General features: G+C 59.7%; 20 protein-coding genes. 13 read left to right on the top strand and 7 right to left on the bottom strand.

Annotation, left to right across the window (positions count from 1 at the left end; all coding sequences use genetic code 11):
• Nucleotides 1–43: 43 nt before the first annotated feature.
• The 7 genes from CK910_RS13495 to CK910_RS13465 all read left to right on the top strand — a co-directional run bounded on the left by CK910_RS13495 (nt 44) and on the right by CK910_RS13465 (nt 5,583).
• On the top strand, nt 44–373 hold the full coding sequence (locus CK910_RS13495; RefSeq protein WP_043556561.1) for a translation initiation factor: 330 nt from the start codon (nt 44–46) through the stop codon (nt 371–373).
• A gap of 244 nt (nt 374–617) precedes the next feature.
• Entirely contained in the window at nt 618–1,181 is a 564-nt protein-coding gene (locus tag CK910_RS13490; RefSeq protein ID WP_098983655.1) for a TMEM165/GDT1 family protein, read from the top strand.
• Nucleotides 1,182–1,421: 240 nt separating this feature from the next.
• Entirely contained in the window at nt 1,422–2,360 is a 939-nt protein-coding gene (locus CK910_RS13485; protein WP_098983654.1) for a DUF2157 domain-containing protein, read from the top strand.
• Nucleotides 2,361–2,396: 36 nt separating this feature from the next.
• Nucleotides 2,397–3,404 carry a DUF4401 domain-containing protein gene (locus CK910_RS13480; RefSeq protein ID WP_098983653.1) on the top strand — a complete coding sequence of 336 codons (1,008 nt, stop codon included), beginning with the start codon at nt 2,397–2,399 and terminating at the stop codon, nt 3,402–3,404.
• Complete coding sequence (locus tag CK910_RS13475) at nt 3,401–3,904, top strand: GDYXXLXY domain-containing protein (protein WP_098983652.1); 504 nt, start codon at nt 3,401–3,403, stop codon at nt 3,902–3,904. The genes CK910_RS13480 and CK910_RS13475 overlap by 4 nt, the downstream gene beginning before the upstream one ends.
• Nucleotides 3,905–3,976: 72 nt before the next feature.
• On the top strand, nt 3,977–4,723 hold the full coding sequence (locus CK910_RS13470) for a substrate-binding periplasmic protein (protein WP_098983651.1): 747 nt from the start codon (nt 3,977–3,979) through the stop codon (nt 4,721–4,723).
• 113 nt (nt 4,724–4,836) lie between these two features.
• Complete coding sequence (locus CK910_RS13465) at nt 4,837–5,583, top strand: substrate-binding periplasmic protein (RefSeq protein ID WP_098983650.1); 747 nt, start codon at nt 4,837–4,839, stop codon at nt 5,581–5,583.
• 58 nt (nt 5,584–5,641) lie between these two features.
• Here the strand turns inward: CK910_RS13465 and CK910_RS13460 are convergent, their stop codons facing one another.
• Both CK910_RS13460 and CK910_RS13455 read right to left on the bottom strand, forming a co-directional pair.
• The gene (locus CK910_RS13460) at nt 5,642–6,655 is read right to left on the bottom strand and encodes a GGDEF domain-containing protein (RefSeq protein ID WP_098983649.1); all 1,014 of its coding nucleotides are present in this window, start codon (nt 6,653–6,655) and stop codon (nt 5,642–5,644) included.
• Between the two features lie 654 nt (nt 6,656–7,309).
• The gene (locus CK910_RS13455) at nt 7,310–7,618 is read right to left on the bottom strand and encodes a hypothetical protein (RefSeq protein WP_098983648.1); all 309 of its coding nucleotides are present in this window, start codon (nt 7,616–7,618) and stop codon (nt 7,310–7,312) included.
• Nucleotides 7,619–8,468: 850 nt separating this feature from the next.
• Between CK910_RS13455 and CK910_RS13450 the strand changes: the two genes are divergently transcribed.
• The gene (locus tag CK910_RS13450; protein ID WP_098983647.1) at nt 8,469–10,463 is read left to right on the top strand and encodes an ATP-dependent nuclease; all 1,995 of its coding nucleotides are present in this window, start codon (nt 8,469–8,471) and stop codon (nt 10,461–10,463) included.
• Between the two features lie 607 nt (nt 10,464–11,070).
• Here the strand turns inward: CK910_RS13450 and cysS are convergent.
• Nucleotides 11,071–12,447 carry a cysteine--tRNA ligase gene (cysS, locus tag CK910_RS13445; protein WP_098983646.1) on the bottom strand — a complete coding sequence of 459 codons (1,377 nt, stop codon included), beginning with the start codon at nt 12,445–12,447 and terminating at the stop codon, nt 11,071–11,073.
• Between the two features lie 226 nt (nt 12,448–12,673).
• Between cysS and CK910_RS13440 the strand changes: the two genes are divergently transcribed.
• The 3 genes from CK910_RS13440 to lpxH are packed head-to-tail and all read left to right on the top strand — an operon-like array spanning nt 12,674 to nt 14,575.
• Entirely contained in the window at nt 12,674–13,171 is a 498-nt protein-coding gene (locus CK910_RS13440) for a peptidylprolyl isomerase (RefSeq protein WP_042866052.1), read from the top strand.
• The gene (locus CK910_RS13435) at nt 13,161–13,841 is read left to right on the top strand and encodes a DUF4269 domain-containing protein (protein ID WP_098983645.1); all 681 of its coding nucleotides are present in this window, start codon (nt 13,161–13,163) and stop codon (nt 13,839–13,841) included. Before CK910_RS13440 ends, CK910_RS13435 begins: the two co-directional genes overlap by 11 nt.
• Nucleotides 13,838–14,575: a UDP-2,3-diacylglucosamine diphosphatase gene (gene lpxH, locus CK910_RS13430; RefSeq protein WP_098983644.1), complete on the top strand. Its 738-nt coding sequence runs from the start codon at nt 13,838–13,840 to the stop codon at nt 14,573–14,575. The genes CK910_RS13435 and lpxH overlap by 4 nt, the downstream gene beginning before the upstream one ends.
• Nucleotides 14,576–14,684: 109 nt before the next feature.
• Here the strand turns inward: lpxH and nrfD are convergent, their stop codons facing one another.
• From nrfD to pdsA, 4 genes are all read right to left on the bottom strand, one after another.
• Nucleotides 14,685–15,638 carry a cytochrome c nitrite reductase subunit NrfD gene (gene nrfD / locus CK910_RS13425; RefSeq protein ID WP_098983643.1) on the bottom strand — a complete coding sequence of 318 codons (954 nt, stop codon included), beginning with the start codon at nt 15,636–15,638 and terminating at the stop codon, nt 14,685–14,687.
• Between the two features lie 48 nt (nt 15,639–15,686).
• Complete coding sequence (locus CK910_RS13420; RefSeq protein ID WP_098983642.1) at nt 15,687–16,355, bottom strand: 4Fe-4S dicluster domain-containing protein; 669 nt, start codon at nt 16,353–16,355, stop codon at nt 15,687–15,689.
• Complete coding sequence (gene netB, locus CK910_RS13415; RefSeq protein ID WP_098983641.1) at nt 16,352–16,987, bottom strand: Nrf-like electron transfer protein NetB; 636 nt, start codon at nt 16,985–16,987, stop codon at nt 16,352–16,354. Before netB ends, CK910_RS13420 begins: the two co-directional genes overlap by 4 nt.
• A gap of 161 nt (nt 16,988–17,148) precedes the next feature.
• Nucleotides 17,149–17,760 carry a periplasmic diheme shuttle PdsA gene (gene pdsA / locus CK910_RS13410; RefSeq protein WP_098983640.1) on the bottom strand — a complete coding sequence of 204 codons (612 nt, stop codon included), beginning with the start codon at nt 17,758–17,760 and terminating at the stop codon, nt 17,149–17,151.
• Nucleotides 17,761–18,007: 247 nt separating this feature from the next.
• Here pdsA and CK910_RS13405 point away from each other — a divergent pair, with 247 nt between their 5' ends.
• Nucleotides 18,008–20,122, top strand: coding sequence for an OmcA/MtrC family decaheme c-type cytochrome (locus tag CK910_RS13405; RefSeq protein WP_098983639.1), 2,115 nt, complete (start codon nt 18,008–18,010; stop codon nt 20,120–20,122).
• Nucleotides 20,123–20,175: 53 nt separating this feature from the next.
• Entirely contained in the window at nt 20,176–21,150 is a 975-nt protein-coding gene (locus CK910_RS13400) for a DmsE family decaheme c-type cytochrome (protein WP_042866040.1), read from the top strand.
• The last annotated feature ends 3 nt before the right edge of the window (nt 21,151–21,153 follow it).

The following is a 21,153-nucleotide window of genomic DNA, read 5'->3' as shown; positions in this document are numbered from 1 at the left end:
GAGTAAAATCAAACTCCGCTTAGCTAACTCACAAATAACTGCCATGAGTCACGACAACAACAGCCGCCTGGTCTACAGCACGGACGGCGGCATCATCAAGGAACAGACCCAGTCCCCATCCGCTTCCCCCTTCCCCGCCGACGGCGTGGTGCGCATCCGGCGCGAGACCAAGGGGCGCAAGGGCGCCGGCGTCATCAGCATCCACGGCGTACCGGCCGAACAGCAGAAGGCCATCGCCACCCTGCTCAAGAAGAAGTGCGGTACCGGCGGCGGCCTGAAAGAGGGGATCATCGAGATCCAGGGGGATAAACGGGACCTGATCAAGGCCGAGCTGGAGAAGGCCGGTTTCAGCGTCAAGCTGGTGGGCGGCTGACCCACTTGTCTGGCGGATGATTTTTCCCTAGAATGCCCGCTCCCATCGAGGGGGAGTAGTCTCGCAGCCCGATCCCAAACCGGTTTGCGACCCTGATCAACATGCTTGGTGCCAACTCACCATGGTCAGGGTGATCCATCTAATCCGTGGATTTGACAAGACCTTTGACGGGCCAGTGCCAATACCGGGGACGGATGGCGCAGGCTTGTCTCAGGTATAACAATTCCGTCCCCCGGTCATTTTTATGGAAGCCCTGTTAACCTCAACCCTGAGCGTGGCTATCGCCGAGATCGGCGACAAGACCCAGCTGCTGGCGTTGCTGCTCATCTGTCGTTTTCGCAAGCCCTGGCCCATCATAGCCGGCATGCTGGCGGCGACCCTGCTCAACCACGCCGGCGCCGCCTGGCTTGGCGAGTTCATCAGCCGCTGGCTGGATCCCAAGGTGATGACCTATCTGGTCGCCGGCTCCTTCATTGCCATGGCGGCCTGGATCCTGGTGCCGGACAAGATGGACGACGAGGAGAGCCCGCTCGACAAGTACGGCCCCTTCATGGCCACCTTCGTGCTCTTCTTCATCGCCGAGATAGGCGACAAGACCCAGATAGCCACCGTCTTGCTGGCGGCCAAATATGACTCTCTGGTGCAGGTCATCACAGGCACCACCCTCGGCATGATGCTGGCCAACGTGCCCGTGGTGCTGCTCGGCAAGCTGGGCGCCGACAAGCTGCCGCTCAAGGGGATCCGCATCGCCTGCGCCATCCTGTTTGTGGGCCTTAGGGGGGGGGTCAGCACCCTGATCTTCGCCTGACACAAACCGGCCCGGAAGGCGGCGAGGCAAGCGTGAGCACTTGCCTACCCCGCCCAGTGCCGGTACCCATGTCGCGTCATCCCAAGCCAGCCCCGCCTCTATTCGAACAGGCGGGGCTTTTTGTTGCCCGCCAGCGGCCGATGCCTGCGGCCCCCTGCCGGCTGTCGCACGCCCGCACACGGGGAGTGTCCCGCAGTGCCATGACGGTGGCATAATGCGGCAAACCTCATGGAGCATCCCATGCACTTCACCTCAAGACAGACGCTGCTCGACTGGGTCAGACGCGGACGCCTCGCCCAGGCGCACCTGCCCGCCGCCCTCGCCCTGTGCGAGCTGCCACCCGGCCCCGCCCGCTGGCAATGGTTGTTCGATCGCCTGCTGCTCTGGCTCGGCAGCCTGTGCCTGGGCGCCGGTCTGGTGTTCTTCGTCGCCTTCAACTGGCAGGAGCTGGGTCGGATCGAACGCCTCGCCCTGCTGGAGCTGCCCCTGCTCGCCATGCTGGTGCTGCTGTGGCGCAAGCCCCTGGCCGATACGCCTCACCAGGCGCTGCTGCTGGCCGCCGCGCTCAATATCGGTGCCCTGCTGGCCCTGGTGGGCCAGACCTACCAGACCGGCGCCGATCCCTGGCAGCTGTTCGCCACCTGGGCCCTGATGCTGCTGCCGCTGGCGGCGCTCGGCATGAGCCCCTTGCTGTGGACCCTGAGCTGGCTGCTCGGCCAGCTGGCGCTGGTGCTCTACTGGCGACTCGGGCTGTTCAACTTCTTCTTTGCCTTCGATGAAGAGGGGCTGGGCTGGTGTCTGACCCTGCTCAACGCCGCCCTCTGGGGCCTGCTGTTGCTGGCACCGGCCCGCTGGCGCTTGATGTCAAGCTGGCTGCCGGGTCTGGCCGCCGGCCTCGGCGTCACCCTGCTGGCGTTGCTGGCGCTGTTTGATGCCGCCTCCCCCTGGGTCTGGCCCGCCTGGATCGCATGGCTTGGCGCCGCCTATCTGCGCTGGCACCACAGATTTGTCGCCGGGCTCGCCATGGGCTGCCTGAGCCTGATCGCCGTGATCCTGGCGGCCCTTGGCAAGTGGATGGAGCCCGACGTGGACGGCTTCCTGCTGCTGAGCCTGATTGCCATCGGCCTCTCGGTCGCGGCCAGCCGCTGGCTGCAACAGCAACGGAGGTCCTATGCATAAGCAAGGCATCTGGCAAGTCCGCCAGGAGGAGGCAACATGGCTGATCTGACCCCCTGGCAGCGGCTGCAACAGGCCGAACTGGTGGAAGGGGACGTCCCCAATGATACCCAGCCCCACTGGTCGAGCCGCTTCCTGCTCGGCATGGTGGGCTGGATCGCCGCCCTCTTCCTGCTGTTCTTCCTGTTCATGTCGTTCTCGCAGCTCACCCGGGATGCCAACAGCGCCCTGGTGATGGGCAGCGTGCTGATGACCATCGCCTATGGCCTCAACCGCTTCGCCCAGCGCAGCGATTTGTGGGACCAGTTCGTGCTGGCGCTGGCGCTGGCCGCCGATGCCTGGCTGCTCTATGGCCTCATCGATCAGATTGACCCGCACTCGGCGCCGCTCTGGCTGGGGCTGGCTCTGCTGTCGCTGGCCATCGCCGCCCTGTTCGAACACTGGCTGATCCGGCTGTTTCACAGCTTCGCCGCCGCCATACTGCTCACCCTTGGGCTGGCTTGTCTCGGCCTGCAACTGCTGGCCCTGCCGCTGGTGATGGCGGCCGTCACCCTCTGCTGGCTGCAGGCGGAGCGTCAGCCCGTCCACCATCAACTCTACGAATCCCTCACTCTGGGGCTGGCGCTCTCCCTGCTGGTGCTGGGGCGCCTGCACCACCCGCTGTGGGACGGGGGCGCCAGCATGCTCGACGAGCTGGGCCACTCCCGCCTGCCGCTCTGGCTCAATCCCCTGCTCTGCGCCGCCCTGCTGCTCGGGGTCATGATCCGGCTCAAGCTGCCGCTGCTGTATGGGCTGCCGCTGGTGCTGATCAGCGCCCTCATCCCCGGCATGGGGGCCGGCGCCCTGGTGCTGGTGCTCGGCTTTTATGCCGGCAGCCTGGGGCTGATGACGCTGGCGGGCCTGCTGCTGCTCGGCTTTGGCTCCCTCTATTACTACGATCTGGGGCTGACCCTGATGACCAAATCCTGGCTGCTGCTGGGCTCGGGCGCCCTGTTGCTCGGCACCCGCCAGCTACTGAAGATCCTCAATGGGAGGACGCCATCATGAGACGGCTTGGACTACTGCTGACCGGCCTCGCCATACTGGCGGGCATCAACTTCACCGTCTGGCGTTACGAGCACGCCATCAGCAGCGGCGAGGTGGTGCTGCTCAGGCTGGCGCCGGTCGACCCCCGTTCCCTGATGCAAGGGGATTACATGCGGCTGAACTACGACATTGCCCGCCAGCTCGGCGCCCGTCGCGACAGCGAGCGCGCCAATGGCGGCGATACCCTGGTGATCCGCCTCGACGGGCAGCAGGTAGCCAGCTGGGTCGAAGGCGGCAAGCCCGCGCAACTGGCACCGAATGAGCGGCTGCTGCAGGTGCGCCTAAGCGACAACCAGTGGCTGATCGGCCCCGACGCCTTCTTCTTCGAAGAGGGCACCGGCGAGCAGTACGAGACGGCGCGCTACGGCGAGTTTCGGCTGCAAGCGGATGGAAAGGCGCTGCTGGTCGGGCTGCGTGATGAAGAGTTCAAGCTGATGGGAACCAGCAGGGATCGTTGGTAAGTACTGGCAATCTCAGGCTTTTTTACCCACACTTGCGCAGAGGATCGCCGGTTTCACGCCAAGGATGGGCTCATGAGGATAAGGTTGTGCTGTTATCTGCTGCTGATGTCGTGCCTGGGTTCGGCGCAGGCAGATCTCGCCAGGCTGGAGTACCTGACCGAGGAGTATCCCCCCTACAACTTCAGCGATGAGGCCGGCCAGCCCAGCGGGCTGGCGGTCGAGTTGCTGCAGATGGTCTGGCAACGCAGCGGCACGCCTGCCCAGCCCATCCGCATCCTGCCCTGGGCGCGGGGCTACTACCTGCTGACCCAGAAACCCAATGTGGTGCTCTTCTCCACCGCCCGCACCGACACCCGCGACCCCCTGTTCAAATGGGCCTGCCCCATCGGCTACTCCGAATACATATTGCTGGCCCACAAGCAGCGCCACATCAGCCTGAGCTCTGCCGAGCAGATGAACGCCTACCGGATCAGCGCGGTGCGGGCCGATGCCTCCGAGCAGTTGCTGCTCAACCGGGGCATGGATGAGACCCGCATCATACCGGCCAACCGGCTGAGCCAGGCCCTGCGCATGCTGGTGTCGGGCCGCGCCGATCTGCTGGCCACCAGCAAGCTGGCGGGCTATGACGCCATCAAGGCGCTGCAGCTCAAGGCCGACGACTTCAATGTGGCCCTGGTGCTGGATGCCGAGGAGCTCTGCTACGCCTTCAGCCGTCAGGTGGACGACGGCGTGATCAAGCAGTTCCAGCACGCCCTGACCCAGGCACTGGCCTCGCCGGAGTTTCAGCGCCTGCGGCTCCAATACCTGCCCGCCCCCTGAACCCAACGCGGCCTGGGTTCGCATCTCCTTGATTTAAACCCTGATCTGATTGGCGAATTATCACGATTTGGTAACACTTGAGGATGAAGCAACACCCCATCAGGATGGCCAAGATGAAAAAATGGATTGGAATAGCCGCGCTCATGTTTACCGCCATCACCCAGGCCAGCCCTGAACTTGGCAAGCTGCACTACCTCACCGAAGAGTACAAACCCTACAACTTCTCCAACGAAGCCGGCGCCCCCACCGGCCTCGCCGTCGAGCTGCTGCATCAGGTGTGGCAGAAGACCAACACCCCGGCCCAGACCATCACCATCATGCCCTGGGCGCGGGGCTACTACCTGCTGACCCAGAAACCCAATGTGGTGCTCTTCTCCACCGCTCGCACCGAGGCGCGGGATCCGCTGTTCAAGTGGGCCTGCCCCATCGGCTATGCCGAGATAGTGCTGATGGGGCTGGCCAAGAGCCCGCTCACCCTCACCAAGCTGGAAGATGCCCAGCAGTACAACATAGGGGCGGTACGGGCCGACGTGGGGGAGCAGCTGCTGCTCAACAACGGCTTTGACGAGCAGAAGATCATGACCGCCAACCGCCTGCCCCAGGCGCTCAAGATGCTCACCTCCGGCCGGGTCGACCTCATCTCCACCAACAAGACCACCATGATGGATCTCATCGCCACCCAGCAGCTGGATCCCGCTCAATTCAAGGTGGCCTGGATGCTGAGCTCGGAGCAATTCTGCTTCGCCTTCAGCCACCCGGTCAGCGACGAGCTGGTCAAGGAGTTCCAGAACGGTCTGACCCAGGTGCTGGCCAGCAGCGAATTTCAGCAGATCCAGGGCAAGTACTTCCCCGCCCGCTAACCGGGTTGAGCAAGACAAGGGGCCCAGCGGGGCCCCTTGTTTTTGCCGGTTGGCGCCGTCAGATCTGTGTGCGGCGCAGACGCTTGACCGCATACATGCTGGCATCGGCCAGCCGCAGGGCCTCGTCGATCGAGGTATTGGCCGGCTCTATGGCCACGACTCCCACGCTGGCACCGGGATAGTGCAGCACGCGGGAAGGCAATGGCAGCTGCACCTGGCTGCACTCGCACAAGCGGCGCTGAAAGCCCTGCACCGCCGCCTCCAGCGTCTCTTCACCGCACAGCGGCCCCACGCCCACGGCAACAAATTCGTCGCCCCCCACCCGCGCCAGCAGATCGCCGTCGCGCAGCACGCTCGAGAGCGCCCTCGCCACTGTCTGCAACAGCAGATCGCCGGCAGCATGGCCGTGGGTGTCGTTGATGGCCTTGAAGCCGTCGAGATCGATAAAGGCGAGCAGCAGCGGATGTTCGACCCGCTCCGCGAGGGAAAACAGGCGGTTGAGCTCGTGCATCAGTGCCCGCCGGTTGGGCAGACCGGTCAGGGGATCGCTCAGCGCCTGGCTCGACAGCTCCTTGTTGGCCCGCTGCAACTGCAAGAGCAGTTGCTCCCGCTCCACCAGCTCGGCGATCAGCCGGGCAAAGAAGGCAAGCAGATGATCCGAGCCTGCGACCAGCGGCTTGTGCTCGGCGCTGGCGGCGCACAGAGTGCCATAGAGGGAGCCGGAGGGGGTCAGCACGGGACAGCTCAGATAGGTGCGAATGCCGAGCGCCCGCGCCGCCTGGGAATCCCCCCAGCAGCTCGCCACATCGTCGGTATAGAAGCGCCCCTCATCGAGGGCCCGGCGGCAGAGGGCATCCCCCCAGGCCACCGAGCCCCCCTCGGGGATCTGCAGCTCGGCCGTGTTGTGGGCATAGCGGATATGTTGGATGTCGTGACCCAGGTCTATCTCGGTCAGATAGGTGGACTCGAGCCCGGTGACCGTCTCTAGCATCTCCAGCAGCGGGCGGGTCAGACTCTCCAGATCCCGCGCCTCGGTCACCTGCAGCGACAACGTCTGCAATATTCTGTCCATGCACACCTCCCTGCTTGCATGTCGATTACTGAAACGATAGCCAACCCCTGGGCCCCTTCACAAGCAAGGCCGGGGCCTGATGCCGACTAAATGTGCCACCCTGCTCGCAGTCGTCGCCAGACGGCGCCAGCGGGCAGCCAGACCGGCTGCATAAGAGCCCGCTGCCTTGCCATGGGGTGAGCAACAGACCGCCGAGGGGCCAATGCACCAGATGCCCTCTCCTGCCCCCTTGCCCAGCCCGCAGCTTGGCTTGGCTTGGCTTGGCTTGGCTTGGCTTGGCACGGATGGTGGTGCAGATCTGGCGCACCCCGGCAGCGCACGGCCACCAGCCCAGCACCACACTTGGCGAAGCGCCAACACTCACGTCACTCGCCGCCCTGTGGCCAAGGCTGCACAGCAACCTTGAGCCGGCTCAAAAAACTATTTAATTCTGACACTTGCATCACTAATTCAATGGAATTCCATGGATCGGGCCGAGACGGCTCCGTAAGATAACCAAGGTGCCTGTTGGCCCCCTGGTTGCCTCTGATGGTCAACAGCGCATTGTGGTAGCGACAGCCAGGGGCGGTAGCAACTGTCGCGGATAGAGAGGGAGTGTGTGCCTGCAAGCCGCCCCGTTTGGCCCAACGCCCGATACGACTCGGGGCTATCAGGTTATTTGACCCGCATCAGGCGATGGCGGATGTCACCCAGCTCGAACTGGATCACCTGAGCGCGCTGCATGGCATCGACCCGCTGCAGCATGTCGGCGTTGTACTGCTTGCGCCGCATCCACTGCATGGGCTCCTCGAAACTGCCTTCATTGACGATAAAGGTATCCGTGTAGGTGTCGTTCACTATGCTGACCACCCAGATGCGCTGCTGAAACTCCGAGAGTTCGGCAAAGAGCGCGGCCCCGCGGGTCGCGAGCCAGCGCCCTGCCCGAGTGATCCTGTTTTTACTGTCGACTAGCCGGTTTGCCATAACTGATAAGGGTTGGATAAGAGGAAAGTTCGGCATCCTAGCATCTAGGGGGACGGGGCACCAAGCAACGGGAGTGCGCCTCTCCCACCACTGGACGAGGCGCAGGGTGCAATAAGCCTGTAGGGTCGATTAGCGAAGCGTAATCGTCCGCGGCAACAATCCCCTCTTCCCTTGCGGGAGAAAGGTAGGGTGCCAATAAGCGTGTAGGGTCGATTAGCGAAGCGTAATCGTCCGCGGCAACAGTACCCTCTCCCCTTGCGGGAGAGGGTTAGGGTGAGGGGTTGGGTAACGTCATTGCTTGGTGCAATGTCGCCCAACGCCTGAATGGCATGGCTTCGCCATGCAGGACACGAGGGCGCTGCCCTCGACGGGGTTTCGCCGCCGCTGCGCGGCTTGGCGAGTGACTTTTCTTTGCGTGGCCAAAGAAAAGTCACCAAAAGAAAGGCCACCCCCACTTGTTCGCCCTCCTGCGTCGGGTTCCCTCGGTTCACCCGTTTGTCCTACGGCACGCGCCGATGGGCCATCCCTGGCCCAGCGGCGCTCGCTCGGCATCCTGCCTCGCGGCCTGGACAAACGGGCTCACCTCGGCGAACAACAGGGGGCAACCCGAGACCCCGAGACCCCGAGACCAGACTGTCTCACCGATGCAATAAGTGAAATCAGCTTAGTTCCATGGGTGAAAAGTGAATTTGAATACAGCAACAAGCAGCACACCGCCCTATTGGGGCATGGTCTTATTTTTAAGACCAGATAGTGAGGATTTCACTGTGGTAACACTTTATTTCTCGATCGCCCGATTACGCTTCGCTAATCGAACTTACAATTTGCACTTAAGTTAAGAGATTACAAAATGATTATTGGTGTATTTTTGAAGCACATTAAAGCATACAAAGGAATCTCATTCATTCCGATTGGTTCAAAGTATGGTTTCGTTTCATATGTGGGAGAAAATGGTGTTGGTAAAAGTTCCATCCTAGAAGCACTAAATTCATTCTTTAACGACAAACCATATCCTATAAATAAGGATGGAAAACGAGATGGATTAACCACAGCCGGAAACGAACCATTTATATCGCCTATATTTTTAATCAAAAAGACTAAAGTGCCACGACAAAAGAAGGAGTTTGAGAAGATAAGCAAATACTTCTGGGAGGTACAGAAAAATACATTACATAGTGGGGTTAGAGGCTCCATGAATGACTTCTTTGAAATCAGGAGTCAGTTATTAGAGCAGAAAGGAATATCCATTGACTCTCATTACCTAATAGTTGCTGGTGAGTCGGAGATACAGTCTAACGTACCACGGTTATATTTTGCCAGTTTCCATGGTGAGGAAAGTTTCCTTTCATATATGCTGGATGAAGAAAAAGTCAATAGCGATCCCCATGAAAAACGAGAAACAACAAGCAATAGAAAAGAAAAACTATCTAAACTACTATCTAATTCTGATTGGAAGAAATTTCATGGTGAGTTAAAAGGTCTTTATTCCTTCATATATTTCCCTGTAGAAATAGAGGTTGAAAGCTTTACAAAAATTGAAACTACAGAAATGCAGAAGGTTTTTGATAAAAAGTTAAAGGCTGAAATAGAAAAATCATTAAACACGGTTAACTTCAATAATCAAGGGGGGATTAATAAAACACTAGGTAATTTTGTATCTGAAATTGAAGTAATACTAGAAAAAGAATATTGCTATCATACAGGGCAAGATCGAAACAATTCAGTAACCAAGGCGGATCTAGTAAATAAGATCTTAGAAGTTTATTTTCAAAAAAGAGTTCTGCATAGAAGAAGCGGGGATTCGTTAACAAAAGTTAATGAACTAAGCGCAGGTGAAAAAAGGCAAGCATTAATAAATTTAGTTTATGCTTTTCTAAAAAGAAACTCTGAAAGAGATAGAATGGTCATTATAGGGATAGATGAACCCGAAAACTCACTACACACATCATTATGCTATGAACAATTTGAAAAATTAAAGGAAATATCCACCAGCAATCAAATTTTAGTGACAACTCACTGGTATGGTTTTCTGCCAATTATAAGTAAGGGCCATAGCCACTTTCTTACTCAGGTCGATAAAAAGATACTTTTTGAAAGCTTTGACCTATATGACTATAGATCACAACTAAAAAAAGAAATTGAAGCATCTAGAAATACACTCCCCAAAGACTGCACCCTTAAAAGTACATATGATTTAGTTCAATCTATATTTTATTCATTGAAAATGTCCACACCATATAACTGGATTGTTTGTGAAGGTGTAAGTGAAAAAATTTACTTTGAAAGTTTTTTTAAAGAAGAAATTGAAAACAAAAACCTTAGAATATTACCAATGGGAGGGCAATCAAAAGTAATTAGATTGTATAAATATTTAGAAATTCCCATGGCAGAAGAAAATACCAATGGAAAAGTTTTCTGTTTAATCGATACAGACAACACAAGATGCGAAGAAATCAATGCCGGCAGTAAAACCTTAAAAATAAGACGCCTAAGCAACAAGGGCGAAATAGAAAAAACTCATTTATTGCCGTTAGTGCACTCCGATACATATAAAACAGATATAGAGCAAGCCCTTAACCCTATCATTTTCTCCATTACTTTAAAGACCATGCAGGCAACCGAAGACCTAAGGGACATACAAGCAATCAACCGCAATGGAAATACAGACTTTATAAAAAACTTAAAAAACCTTAAACTCGAAGAGTTTTTCCATTCAAATGATGGTGAAAATAAGATTATTTTCGCAGAAAAGTATATTGAAGCATCCACCAACTATGAAGAAGATTTCGATGGTGCAGATGTTACTCCTGAATGGATTAAAGAAATAAAACAATTTTTCCAGTAAAAAATGCAGCCTTAAGCTGCAGTTTTTCTATTTTTCAAATTTTCTTCCACTCAAACCAGTACCCGATTCGGCCAACGGCTTGGCATCTACTGCGAGATAGGCTGTCAGTTAACAATTAAGGCTACGGGCAGGCATGGTATTGTTCCCCCTGCAAACCGCCGAGTCGAGTTCAACGGGTCAGGAGCGCCATCAGGGATGATGGCGCAGTCGCAGTCGGCACAGGGATGTGCCGTCTGCGGCGCTCCGTCCGACCCGTTGGACGAGACGAGGGAACCCGCGAAGCGGGCGGTTTGCCGGGGGAAAAGACTTTTGGTGACTTTTGGTCTTTCAAAAGTCACTCGCCCCAGCCCGAAGGGCGGGCGAAACCCCGTCGAGGGCAGCGCCCTCGCATCCTGCATGGCGAAGCCATGCTATCCAAGGCGTTGGATGGCATTCAGCCGGGGAATGACATTAGATCCCCTCACCCTGACCCTCTCCCCCAAGGGGAGAGGGGATCAGACCGAATGCCACCGAGGCTTAGCGGGAAAGGCCACAAACAAAAACCGCAGCCCAAAGGCTGCGGTTTTTTTATTGGCTCAACCCGTCGGCACCAACAGAGCAACCGGCCTTAGGCGCGGCGCCAGCTGGTTTTGCCGGCGCTGTCTTCCAGCACGATACCCATCTCGGTGAGACGGGCTCTGGCGGCGTCGGCGGCGGCCCAGTTTTTGTCGGCGCGGGCCTGATTGCGCTGGGCGATCAGCTGCTCAATTTCGGCCACTTCGTCATCGGCGTCATTGCCCTTGAGGAAGGCGTCCGGGTCTTGCTGCAGGATGCCGAGCACGGCGCCCAGTTCGCGCAGACGGGCACCCAGGCCAGCGGCGACGGTGATGTCTTCGGCCTTCTGGCGGTTGATCTCGCGCACCAGATCGAACAGGGCCGAGTAGGCTTCCGGGGTGTTGAAGTCGTCGTCCATGGCTTCCTTGAAGCGGGCCACCTGCTCGTCACCACCGGCGGCGGCAGCCACCGGCAGGTCGCGCAGGGCTGTGTACATGCGCTCCAGCGCGGCGCGGGCTTGCTTGAGGTTATCTTCCGAGTAGTTGAGCTGGCTGCGGTAGTGGCCGGACATCAGGAAGTAACGCACGCTCTCGGCATCGTAGTGAGCCAGGACGTCTCGGATGGTGAAGAAGTTGCCAAGGGATTTGGACATCTTCTCTTTATCCACCATCACCATGCCGCTGTGCATCCAGGTGTTGACGTAGTCACCACCGTGGGCGCAGCAGGACTGGGCAATTTCGTTCTCGTGGTGCGGGAACTGCAGATCCGAGCCGCCGCCGTGGATGTCGAAGTGGTTGCCAAGGTGCTTGGAGTTCATGGCGGAGCACTCTATGTGCCAGCCAGGACGGCCCGGGCCCCAGGGGCTTTCCCAGGTCGGCTCGCCGGGCTTGGACATCTTCCACAGCACGAAGTCGAGCGGGTTGCGCTTGGCATCCACCACGCCCACGCGGGCACCGGCTTGCAGCTGCTCCAGATCCTGGCCCGAGAGCTTGCCGTAATCGGCGTAGGAGTCGACGATGAACATGACGTCACCGTTGTCGGCCACGTAGGCGTGATCCTGCGCGATCAGGCTCTCAACCAGCTCGATGATTTCACTGATGTGCTGGGTGGCGCGGGGCTCGACGTCCGGGCGCACCATGCCGAGGGCATCAAAATCCTGGTGCATGTCGCCGATCAGGCGCTCGGTCAGATCGTCACAGGTGACGCCGGTCTCGGCGGCGCGCTTGATGATCTTGTCATCCACGTCGGTGACGTTGCGCACGTAGTTGAGCTGATAACCGCAGTAACGCAGGTAACGGGCCACCACGTCGAAGGCGACGAAGGTGCGACCGTGGCCGATATGACAGTGATCGTAGATAGTGACGCCACACACATACATGCCCACCTTGCCCGGGTGGATAGGTTTGAATTCTTCTTTTTGACGAGTGAGTGTGTTGTATATCTTCAGCATCTTATGACCACTGCCTGTGAGTAAAATGGCCTGCCATTCTACCCGCATCCGGTGGAGAAAACGAGGCAGAAAACAGGGCGGATCCGGCCTCACAGCCATGTCAACGCTATGCCAGACGACCACTATGGGCTAGAATTGCCACCACTTTATGCCATAGCCCATGCAACAAGCTGCGAGCCGCTTATCTGCCCGCGCAACTTTTGCCCAAAGAATGAAAGGACATATCATGGTTACTCTGCACACCAATCACGGCGACATCACTCTGACCCTGAACGCGGAAAAAGCCCCGGAAACCGTGGCCAACTTCCTGCAATACTGCCGTGACGGTCACTACGACAACACCATCTTCCACCGCGTCATCGACGGCTTCATGATCCAGGGCGGCGGCTATGCCCCTGGCTTTGAAGAGAAAGAGACCCGCGCCTCCATCAAGAACGAAGCGGCAAACGGTCTGTCCAACAAGATTGGTACCGTCGCCATGGCCCGCACCATGGAGCCGCACTCTGCCAGCGCCCAGTTCTTCATCAACGTGAACAACAACGACTTCCTCGATTTCAAATCCGCCACCACCCAGGGCTTCGGCTACTGCGTCTTCGGTGAAGTGACCGCCGGCATGGACGTGGTCAACAAGATCAAGGGCGTCAAGACCGGCAACGCCGGCCGCATGCACCAGGATGTACCGGTAGAGGACGTGGTGATCACCAAGGTGACCCTTGCTGACTGATCTCTGCCTTCTGCGAGATGAACTGACTGCGGCCCCGGCCGCAGTTTTTCCATCTGCACTTGCCACGGGCCCGAACTGGCGCCGCCTCGACTATCTGGCCCACGGCAACGGGCGCCAGCGCGCGGCCCACGCCCTGCTCACCGGCACGCCCCTGTGGCGCGAGTTGCAAAGCCAGTGTCTGGATGTGGCGCTGGTGAGCACCCTGGCCATCGGGCTCGACCGGCCCGGCAGCGATCTCGACATCCTCTGCCAGCATGCAACGCCTTCGGTACTAGCCACCCAATTTGCCGAACTGGGCTGGCAGCGCCGCGCGCTGGGCAGCGACATCTGGCTGCTGGAGCAGACCCTGACCGATGCCGATGGCCGCAGCTGGCCCATCGAGCTCTATGTCACCCCGGCGCGGGTCGAGACCCTCAACGGCTGGCGCCACCTCAGCCTGATGGCCGCCCTGATCGAGCACTTTGGCCACGCTTTTTACCGCACTCTGCTCGCCCTGCGCCTGCAGCAAGGGCTGAAAGGGGAAGCGGCCATCTGCCGCCTGCTGAAATTGTCCGGCGATCCCTATCAGGCGCTGTTAACCCTGGAAGGCCGCAACCTTGACCAGTTTGACTGGCACCCTCACCCTATGACCCATACAGCCAGAATCGGGGCACCTCGCACGCCATCATGAGCACCCTCTTTATCAGTGACATTCACCTGTGCAGCGATCGGCCCGACATGACGGCCGCGCTGGTGCACTTTCTGGAGCACGACGCACCCGGTGCCGACGCCCTCTATGTGTTGGGAGATCTGTTTGAATTCTGGATTGGTGACGACGATCCCAATCCGCTCCACCAGCAGATCGCAGAGGCCTTTGCGGCCCTGAGCCAGCAGGGGGTGCCCCTCTATTTCATTCACGGCAACCGTGACTTTATGTTGGGCCAGCAGTTTGCCAAGCGAGCTGGCATGACCCTGCTCGGCGACCCTTGTGTCATCGAGCTCTATGGGGAGCGGGTGCTGCTGAGCCACGGCGATCTGCTCTGCACCCAGGATGAGGGATATCAGAAGTATCGCCGCATCACCCAGTTCAAGTGGCTGCGCTGGCTGTTCTTGCGGTTGCCGCTGAGCCGCCGTCAGGCCATCGCCCACAAGATCCGTGGCCAAAGCCGGATGGAGAAAACCGTCAAACGCCAGACCATCATGGATGTCACCCCGGCCGCCGTCGACGAGATGCTGCGCCAGCATGGCTGCAACACCATGATCCACGGCCACACCCACAGGCCCGCCATCCACGACTTCAGCCTCGACGGTCAACCCGCCCGCCGCATCGTGCTGGGAGACTGGTTCGAGCAGGGATCCGTGCTGGTGTGCCGCCCCGGCGAGCAACGCCTCGAAGTGCGGGCCCTGCAAGGGGCTGATGCCTGAGCGACCGTTGGCGAACAACAGCGGCAAACGGCCATGAAAAAGGCGGGATCATCCCGCCTTTTTGCTTTTTCTCTGCGCCCAGCCAAGCGCCTTTCGAGCATCGTGCGCCTTACATCACATTCATCTGGCCGGCATAGAGGATGAAGTAACGCAGCAGCAGTATCCCCACCAGACTCAGGCTGCAGATGAGCGCCAAGCGGGCTGGCTGGTGCGCCCGCTTCTTGCCGCCAAGCAGCCCCAGCGACTGGGGCAGCACTATGCCAAGGCCTATCACCCCGAACCAGAACACCTGGGACCAGAAACCACCGCCGATCGCCGCCCACATGGCGACCTCTCGCTGACCACCACCGAAGTAGAGGCCGATGAAGAAGCAGACCAGCAGGAAGATTTCGATGGCCACTATGGGCCGCTCGAACCTGTGCACGAAACTCACCCCCTGGCTGTGGCCGTCCTCCCGAAACAGGGTCACCGCCAGCAAGATGGTAGAGGCCACCCCCGAGCTGATGCCGGAGACCAGAAACAGCGCCGGCAGGATCGGGTTGTTGAGCATGGGGTAGGTCTTGAGGGCGGAGAGCAGAAAGCCGGTGTAGGCCCCGAGCAACACCGCCAGCAGCAACAACAGCGGTGCCAGCAAGCGCTCGATGCGGGCGAGCCAGCCAATCAGGGTATCGACAAAGGCGAACTTGTCCGCCAGCAGCTGCCGACGCAGCGCCGCGATCTCGACTCTGAACACCACCGCCAGCCAGGCGAACAGCACGGCCATGTAGATCTGGAACAGCATGACCCCCATCGACATGACGGAGTCGAACTGGTAGTGGAACATCAGCTTCCAGAAGGTCCAGGGCCGGGCCAGATGGAAGATAAGGATCAGGAGCCCCAGGATCACCGAGAGCGGTGCCAGTATGGCGGTCGCCCTGATGATGCCGCTCTCGCTGCCGGCCCCCTGGCGCCGCAGCAGCACCGAGAGGGTCGCCGAGCCTGCCGAGATACCGAGCAGGAACAGGTAGATGGCGATGGGACCATCCCACACCAGGGAGTCGAAATGGAATGCGTCATGCCACATGGTGCTTCCCTCCCGTCAGCCGGTCTGCGTCATACGGATGAAATGGGATCATGACTTCACCTCCCCTTTCGGCACCCGGTACATCTTGGGCGAGGTGCCGAGGAACTGTTTGTAGCGATAAGTGGTCTCCTGCACCAGCCGCCTGGCGATGGGGCTTTGGGGATCGTCCAGATTGCCGAACACCAGCGCCCTGGTGGGACATGACTCCACGCAGGCCGGCTGCTTGCCGTTGGCCAGGTTGGTCTTGCGGCAAAAATCACACTTGTCGGCGACGCGGGTGACCGGGTTGATGAAACGCACCTGATAGGGGCAGGCCGCGAGGCAATAGCGACAGCCGACGCAGAGATCGGGATTGATGTCGACTATGCCATCCTCGGCCCGGATGTGGGAGGCACCGGTCGGACAGACGTGCACGCAGGGGGCGTTGTCGCAGTGCTGGCAGGATTTGCGAAAGAAGCGGTACGCCTGCACCGGATACGCCCCCACGGGGCCGCTGCGCAGGATCTGCAGCCGGGCGACCCCTGCTGGCACCTGGTTCACCTCGCGGCAGGCGTCCATGCAGACGGTACAGCCGATGCAGGCCGTCTCGTCGTGGATCATGCCGTAGCGTACCCCCTCTATGGTCATGCTGTTGGCGAGGGCACGGTGCGAACCTGTCATCAGGATCAGGGCGCCGGCACTCATGCCCACCATGAATTCGCGACGGGTCGTGCTCATGCGCCCTCCTTGACGGCAGCCTGCTGCCTGGCCTCATGCTGCTTGCTGTGGCAGTCGACGCACAGCTTGATGCGGGACTTCTCGGGGATGCCGACCATGGGCTCCCTGGCCGGGTGCAGCTGGTGGCAACTGGTGCAGCTCACCCGGGTGGCGTGCACATCGTGGGCCCACAATGCCTTGCGCAGATCGTCCGGCTCATGGCAACTCATGCAGACGCCGTTCTGCTGGCTGAGGGGAAACGCCTCGTTGCCAAAGCGCATCACATCGACCATGCCGCCGCGCTGTTTGCGGTGATCGGCCGACGCATTGCCGTGACAGTTGGTGCAGGTGACCTGTTCACCCGTGTTGGGGTTGGTGACGCTGCCGTGCTTGCCGTGCATCCCCTCCTCCCCGTCGTGACACTTGTCGCACTTGGCAAAACGGGCAGCCGCTTTCCTGGCGGCGGCCTTTTTCTTCTCCGCCTTGGCCTGACGTTCGGCCAGAGTCGGCTGATCGGCCGGCGCGGCCTGAGTATTGGTAGCCTGTGTGTTGGTGGTCTGGGTGTCGGTAGCCGGGGCCACCTCGGCCCTGGCAAACTGGGTGGTGCCCAGGCAGAGGCAGCCGAGCAGCAGCCACTTGATGACATCTTTCATAGGAAACTCCGGATCAGGGACACCCGGCGGGTGTCATCTCCCCCAGTGCGCAAAAAAGGAGCTGACAACAGCTCCTTTGACGGTCATGACCGGGTAGCAGGAGCACACCCCGCCGGCGGGCGGCAGGGTGGCTGCGTCAATGGGAGTGGGTGCAGCGACGGTTACTGCTGGCTCGCGTAGTACTCGGCCAGGGCCTTGAGGTCCGCATCGCTCATGGCGATGATGGCCTTGTTCATCTTCTCGTCGTTGCTGCGCTTGCCGGCCTTGAACTCCTGCAGCGAGGTCAGCAGGTAGCCCTTGGGCTGACCGGAGAGGATGGAGGCTTCGTCTTCCACCACCGAGCCCCCTTCCGAGTGGCACTTCTTGCAGCCGGACTCTTCATGAAGCTTCTGCCCCGCCTTGGCCAGCGCCGCATCGAAGGGCTGCTTCATCGGCTTGTAAGGCAGCTCGGCATAGTGGGCCGCCAGCTCGTCGATCTGCTCGTCGCTAAGGCCCTTAACTATGTCGGTCATGTTCCCCTGCTCGCTGGTGTCACCGGTGACATGATTAACGGTCTTGGCAGGGCGCCCATCCAGGTAGGTGCGCAGCTGCTCGCTGAGGTTGGCCTCTGCCAGCCCGGCGATGGTCGGGATGTCGTTATGGGTGCTGATCCCCTGACTTCCATGACATGAATTACATGTCTCCACCAAGGAATCCATGCTGGCATGTGCGGTGCCAATGGAGCCCAACAGTAACGACAATCCCAGCATTTCCAGTTTCATACTGCGTTTCATTTCTCATCCCTCGTGCAGAAAAGACCTAAAAATCTCAATCGAAACAGACATTTTTTTCTCTCAGCTTACTTTGAGATCCGTTTTTGAGACTTCGGTCAACGCCGGTTAATATATAAACCTTACAATTAAGATGGAAATTATTTATACCGTATTAAGTCCTCGTTTGACCCTTAAGTAGTATGTTTTTGGGAATTTTTTGACTTGGCTCATACATGGAACAATAAGTCCGATAAAAAAGGATAAAACAATGAAATACTGGAAAGTATTGGTGGCTGCAGCAATGGTGTTCGCCCTGTCGTCCTGTGGTGGCGGTGGCGACGGAAACGACAAGACAGATCCACCGCCCCCCCCGCCCGGTACCCCGGACTCGCTGATCATCTCGGCATCCACTCCCCAGTTAAACGAAAGCGGCCAACTCTCGGTGCAGTTCAGCGTCACCGACAAGCAAGGCAAGGGTTATGAACTGGGAACCACACTCCCCTCCTTCACCCTGACCAAGGTGATCCCCGGCCGTGACGCCGCGCGGCAAGACCCTGTCGTCTGGAAGAGCTTCATCTACAGCACCAAGAACAACCGGCCGACCGGTGAAAACAGCGGCAAGCTGGAACCCCTTGGCAATGGCCAGTACCGCTACACCTTCTCCTTCAATGCCACCACGGTGCGCGACCCTTATCCGAGCGATTCGCTGGACAACAACGGCTTGATCCGCTGGGATGAGGCAGCGACTCACCGCCTCGGCATCTACTTCGGTGGCAGCAACGACATTCCGGTCACCGACTATGTGCTGGACTGGGTGCCCGCCGGCACGGCGCCACTGCTGACCCGCGACATCCTGGAGCAGCAGAGCTGCGACAGCTGCCACATGAAGCAGCCAATCCACCACAGCAACCGCGCCGATCCCAAGCTCTGCGTCACCTGCCACAACGAGAGCGTGCCCGGCAGCGGGCGCGGCGATCTGACCACTCTGGTGCACAAGCTGCACGGCAATCTGGACCCGACCGCCACCAAGCTGGTGAGCCACTTCCCGCAGGATCCGCGCAACTGCGACACCTGCCACAAGGAGGTCACCCCGACCACGCCGAACGCCAACAACTGGCAACATGCCCAGGAGAAACCCTGCGGCGCCTGCCACGCGGACTCCACCACGGCGACCGGTTACGTCAGCCACATCAACGGCAAGATCAACAGCGGCACCCTCTGTACCCAGTGCCATGCGGAAGAGCCGGGCAACACCAAGTCCCCCAGCAGCGTGCACATGGGCTATCTCGCCAATGAAGCCGCCGGTCGCGACAAGCTGGTGTTCAAATTCGATGACGTGCGCTACGCGGCGCCCAACATAGAGGTCGAGCTGACAGTGACTGCCGATGGCAGCCCGGTCGAGACCATGGACGGGGTGCTCAAGTACATCAAGTACGGCGATCTGGCCAAGGCCCCCTACATCCTGGTCAACTGGGATCAGGGCAGCGGCTTCGAGCTGGCCTACACCAACCCGCAAACCTTCGTCACCGGCAACAAGATTGACTTCACCAAGTGCGAGAGCCAGGGCGGCGGCAGCTTCCTGTGCCGCAAAGAGGTGGGCAACGAGGTCACCGGCACCCTGGCGGCCACGGTCGCCGAGTTGCAGGTGTGCGTGGCCCGCAAGGCGGATCGCAACGGCGCCTTCGCCGCCGGGGATCTGCTCCCCTGCAGCAGCACCGCCAGCGCCCTCTCCTACGTGGCCATCAACCCGGCCAAGGCCTACTTCCGGGTCGAGGGCGGGGTCGACGGCAGCTATGTGCTCAAGGCGGGCGCGGATCTGACCTCCTGCAACGGCTGTCACAAGGATCTGGCCATCCACACCAAGGGGAACGCGGGCTCGGCCCACGCCTCCAAGGACTTTGCCCAGTGCACCAGCTGTCACAACGCCACCCGCAGCTCCTTCTACGCGGGCGTGCCGGGCGACCTCAAGTACCACGTGCACTCCTTCCACGCCTACGGTTCCCACCGCAGCGGGGACGCCACCTTCCCGGGCAAGCTGAACAACTGCGAGTCCTGCCACACCAAGGCGCAATACAACCTGCCCAACCAGCAGAACGAGCGTCCCTCCCTGGTGAGCACCACGGCAGACAACAAGCAACCCAAGTTCTTCAGCCCGACCCTGGTGGTCTGTGCCAGCTGCCACCTCAAGTCGCCGCTGGGTCTGGTCAAGCCGGACACCCCGGTCGCCGGGGACGAGTGGGCAACCCACATGAAGAACAACGGCGCCATCTTTGGTGCAGACACGATAGAAGCCGCCACCGGGGTTGAACAGTGCGCGTCTTGCCATGCCGTCGGGCAGGAGCAGGGCGTCGACAAGGTTCACAAGGTGTATGACTTCCGTTGAGACCACCAGGCCAGGGGACTTGCCCCTGGCCCTCTGCCGTTGAAGGACACGATATGAAAATAACCACCCCGCAGTGGCTCCTGGCGGGTTTGCTGGCACTCAGTTGCCTGCCTGTCTGGGCCAAGAGTGATGCCCGGCCGGCGGCGGCCGATGCCGATCCCCGCCTGCAGGTCGAGGCCACCCTAGACCAGAAATTCGATCAGGGAAAATACTCCCCCAAGGGCGCCGATACCTGCCTCAAGTGTCACGATGCCGACTCGCGCAAGCCCGCCACCGGAATCTTCCACAATGTGCACGGCAACCTTGGCAACCAGAATGGCCCCATGGCGGACAAGCAGTGCGAAGCCTGCCACGGCCCCGCCGGCAACCACCCGCGCAACCCCCGCAAGGGGCAGCAGCGGGAACCCATGATCACCTTCGGCCCCGACTCGCCGGTCCCGGTGGAGAAGCAGAACAGCGTCTGCCTCTCCTGCCACACAGACGCCAAGCGGATGGGCTGGCATGCCAGCGCCCACGCGGTGGAGGATCTCTCCTGCACCAGCTGCCACAGCCTGCACCAGGCCAAGGATCCTGTGATGGACAGCAAGCAGCAGGTCGAGACCTGTACCAGCTGCCACGCCCAGCAGAAGGCCGATCTGCACAAGCGCACCAGCCACCCCATCCTCAATGGCGAACTGCCCTGCTCCAGCTGCCACAACCCGCACCAGTCGCAGAACGAGGCCAGCCTGAAGCAGCCCAGCCTCAACGAGAGCTGCTACGAGTGCCATGCCGAGAAACGGGGCCCCTTCCTGTGGGAACACGAACCGGTGACCGAGGATTGCTCCCTCTGCCACAGCCCGCACGGTTCCATCAACCAGGCGCTGCTCAACAAGCGGGTACCGCAACTGTGTCAGGAGTGCCACAGCGTGCCCCATGCCAACGTCTCCATCCCCGAGGGGGATCTCAAGGTGCGTGGCGGCAGTTGCCTGAATTGTCATAACCAGATCCACGGGACCAACCACCCCAATGGTCAATCCCTGCAACGCTGAGGA

It is taken from the genome of Aeromonas sp. CA23 (genome assembly GCF_002587065.1).
Lineage (GTDB): Bacteria > Pseudomonadota > Gammaproteobacteria > Enterobacterales > Aeromonadaceae > Aeromonas > Aeromonas bestiarum.
The sequence above is the reverse complement of the archived record's forward strand: the minus strand, read 5'-3'. Positions and strand labels throughout refer to the sequence as shown.

Coding starts and splice junctions, on each gene's coding strand:
- CK910_RS13455 (WP_098983648.1), bottom strand. CDS start 7,618: ATGGCAAACCGGCTAGTCGACAGTAAAAACAGGATCACTCGGGCAGGG.
- netB (WP_098983641.1), bottom strand. CDS start 16,987: ATGAAAGATGTCATCAAGTGGCTGCTGCTCGGCTGCCTCTGCCTGGGC.
- CK910_RS13405 (WP_098983639.1), top strand. CDS start 18,008: ATGAAATACTGGAAAGTATTGGTGGCTGCAGCAATGGTGTTCGCCCTG.
- cysS (WP_098983646.1), bottom strand. CDS start 12,447: ATGCTGAAGATATACAACACACTCACTCGTCAAAAAGAAGAATTCAAA.
- CK910_RS13400 (WP_042866040.1), top strand. CDS start 20,176: ATGAAAATAACCACCCCGCAGTGGCTCCTGGCGGGTTTGCTGGCACTC.
- CK910_RS13490 (WP_098983655.1), top strand. CDS start 618: ATGGAAGCCCTGTTAACCTCAACCCTGAGCGTGGCTATCGCCGAGATC.
- CK910_RS13440 (WP_042866052.1), top strand. CDS start 12,674: ATGGTTACTCTGCACACCAATCACGGCGACATCACTCTGACCCTGAAC.
- CK910_RS13475 (WP_098983652.1), top strand. CDS start 3,401: ATGAGACGGCTTGGACTACTGCTGACCGGCCTCGCCATACTGGCGGGC.
- CK910_RS13420 (WP_098983642.1), bottom strand. CDS start 16,355: ATGAGCACGACCCGTCGCGAATTCATGGTGGGCATGAGTGCCGGCGCC.
- CK910_RS13495 (WP_043556561.1), top strand. CDS start 44: ATGAGTCACGACAACAACAGCCGCCTGGTCTACAGCACGGACGGCGGC.
- lpxH (WP_098983644.1), top strand. CDS start 13,838: ATGAGCACCCTCTTTATCAGTGACATTCACCTGTGCAGCGATCGGCCC.
- pdsA (WP_098983640.1), bottom strand. CDS start 17,760: ATGAAACGCAGTATGAAACTGGAAATGCTGGGATTGTCGTTACTGTTG.
- CK910_RS13480 (WP_098983653.1), top strand. CDS start 2,397: ATGGCTGATCTGACCCCCTGGCAGCGGCTGCAACAGGCCGAACTGGTG.
- CK910_RS13470 (WP_098983651.1), top strand. CDS start 3,977: ATGAGGATAAGGTTGTGCTGTTATCTGCTGCTGATGTCGTGCCTGGGT.
- CK910_RS13460 (WP_098983649.1), bottom strand. CDS start 6,655: ATGGACAGAATATTGCAGACGTTGTCGCTGCAGGTGACCGAGGCGCGG.
- CK910_RS13485 (WP_098983654.1), top strand. CDS start 1,422: ATGCACTTCACCTCAAGACAGACGCTGCTCGACTGGGTCAGACGCGGA.
- CK910_RS13465 (WP_098983650.1), top strand. CDS start 4,837: ATGAAAAAATGGATTGGAATAGCCGCGCTCATGTTTACCGCCATCACC.
- CK910_RS13450 (WP_098983647.1), top strand. CDS start 8,469: ATGATTATTGGTGTATTTTTGAAGCACATTAAAGCATACAAAGGAATC.
- nrfD (WP_098983643.1), bottom strand. CDS start 15,638: ATGTGGCATGACGCATTCCATTTCGACTCCCTGGTGTGGGATGGTCCC.